The 1,763-nt window shown below is 59.3% G+C and carries 1 protein-coding gene and 1 pseudogene; both read right to left on the bottom strand.

Going from position 1 to position 1,763, the window contains the following annotated elements; genetic code table 11:
* Positions 1–244 (bottom strand): annotated as a pseudogene (locus AC1D1P_RS22440) (polysaccharide biosynthesis protein); the annotation flags it as partial.
* Positions 231–1,736: a DegT/DnrJ/EryC1/StrS family aminotransferase gene (locus AC1D1P_RS22435; protein ID WP_477674508.1), complete on the bottom strand. Its 1,506-nt coding sequence runs from the start codon at positions 1,734–1,736 to the stop codon at positions 231–233. The gene AC1D1P_RS22435 and the pseudogene AC1D1P_RS22440, both read right to left, overlap by 14 nt.
* Between the last annotated feature and the right edge of the window lie 27 nt (positions 1,737–1,763).

Raw genomic sequence — 1,763 nt, 5'->3', positions numbered from 1 at the left:
CCCCCCATACCAGTTGCCGCAGCTCGGGCAGGCCAATGTACTTCCAGATTTGGCGGTCAACGCGTGCAATGACCAGTCCGGCCGCAGACCCAGCCAACGCCCATGGCATGCTCTGTAGGGCGAGTGCTTCAAACTCCTCAGGAATATCAAAATTAAACCGCAGCCAAAATGCTGCCCACCACCCTAGACAAACCAGCAAGAGATCTGCAGTCCACAGCGAAACAGTCTCTTTACGCAAGCGCACGACGGCCCTCCGTCATGAGCAGGACATGCCGTAAATGATCAATCACGCGGTCTTGCTGAGCCGCATCAAGATTTGAACCCGAGGGCAAACAGATACCCGTTCGAAAAAGGTCCGCAGAGATATCAACACCGGACTCATGCGAAAAATAAGGAGCACCTTCAAAGAGTGGCTGCAAGTGCATGGGTTTCCAGACCGGCCTCGCCTCAATCAAGTGCCGCTCAAGCGCCTTCATCACATCGCGGCTCCTCCCTGCAGCATCTGRCCCGTTCAATGTGAAACATGTCAACCATCGGGTGGAGTGACAGCCTTCCGGCTCCGGCATCCACTGCATTTCCTGAAAATCTGCCATTGCCTCCACATACCGCTCAAACACGCGCCGGCGCTGCGAAACGCGCTGCTCCAGCACCCGCAGCTGCCCTCGCCCAATTCCGGCCAGAACATTGCTCATGCGATAGTTAAATCCGACTTCTGTGTGCTCGTAGTGGGGAGCGGGCTCCCGTGCCTGTGTCGAGAGTTTTCGCGCTCTTGCGATAAGGTCGGAATCATCAGCCACCAACATTCCGCCTCCCGAAGTAGTGATGATCTTGTTGCCGTTGAAGGAATAGACAGCCACCCGGCCAAAGGCTCCGCTGCTTTTACCCTTGTAATGTGCGCCAAGCGATTCGGCGGCATCTTCAAGCACTGGAACACCATACCGCTCACAGATTGGCAGCAGCGCGTCCATGTCAGCACTTTGCCCGTAGAGGTTGACCAGCACAACGCATGCAGGCAGCCGGCTCTCGCGCTTGGCCCACTCAAAAGCGCGTTCCAGCGCTGCGGGCGACATGTTCCAGGACTGGGGTTCGGAATCAATGAATACCGGCTTTGCTCCGCAATAAAGGATGGGGTTGCAACTGCCGACAAAGGTCAGTGAGGAGCAAAATACGGTATCTCCCGGTTTGACGCCCAGCAGGACCAAGCCCAGGTGAATGGCGGCAGTTCCTGAACTGACCGCTGCGGCGTGCGCAACCCCGACATGCTCGGCCAGTTCGCGTTCAAACCCATCGACGTGAGGGCCCAACGGTGCAATCCAGTTGGTCTTGAAGGCGTCCTCGACGAACGCTGTTTCTTCTTCGCCGAGGTGCGGCGAAGACAACCAGATGCGCTGCGACAACTCCCGGCTGGTGATCAGGTCAACCGGTCGCCCGTTGGCGTCGGTCACCGGCACATGCGAGATGCCGTGGCGCGCAATCAGCTGCTGCACTTCGGAAAGGGTCGCTGCCTGCCCGACCACAAGAGGCGGACGGCTCGGCAAGCCCGCGAGGGTGAGCGTGTCGGGGCTGTGCCGCAGGAGAGCGCGCCGCAAGTCCCCGTCCGTCACGGTGCGCTGCAGCCTGCCGGTGTCGTCCAGTGCGAGGAGCAGACCCTGCGCGGCCTCGTCCATCCGGACGACGGCGTCCACCCACGGCATCGACAGCGGCACGAGAAGTTGCTGGAATTGTTCTGCGTTCATCGGACTCAGAAGGTATCGGCGTTATCC

It is taken from the genome of Polaromonas sp. P1_E1_2 (assembly GCF_056406035.1).
Note: the sequence above shows the minus strand (reverse complement) of the source record. Positions and strands in the feature narration are given on the sequence as shown.